Consider the following 324-nt stretch of genomic DNA (forward strand, 5'->3'; position numbering starts at 1 on the left):
GGAGACGTCGGTCAGGGCAGCGAGGTCGCACACGCACGCCTCACCGGCGGGCGACGTCGCGATGAACGACAGCATCCGCAGGCGCAGCGGCTCGGCCAGCGCCTTCAGGATCACCGCGACCGAGGCGGCAGCGTCGGTACCGATCGCGTGCGCGTCGATCTGCGGCGTGCAGTTCGGGTCGGGCAGGGCGGCGCGCGCCGCGGGGGCGGTCACGACCGCACCTCGTCCAGCACGCGCGGCGCGGCCGCGGCCACGGCCTCGGCTGAGGCACCCGCTCCGGGGTCGACGGCGAACCACCGGCGCGCGACCCACAAGGACACGTAG

The 324-nt window shown here is 75.6% G+C and carries 1 pseudogene; it reads right to left on the reverse strand.

Annotated elements, in window-relative coordinates:
* Positions 1-213 (reverse strand): annotated as a pseudogene (locus tag ACLQ14_RS19460) (ArsR family transcriptional regulator); the annotation flags it as partial.
* Positions 214-324: the final 111 nt, after the last annotated feature.

The sequence above is a fragment of the Luteimicrobium sp. DT211 genome, assembly GCF_049844995.1.
Taxonomy (GTDB): domain Bacteria; phylum Actinomycetota; class Actinomycetes; order Actinomycetales; family Cellulomonadaceae; genus Luteimicrobium.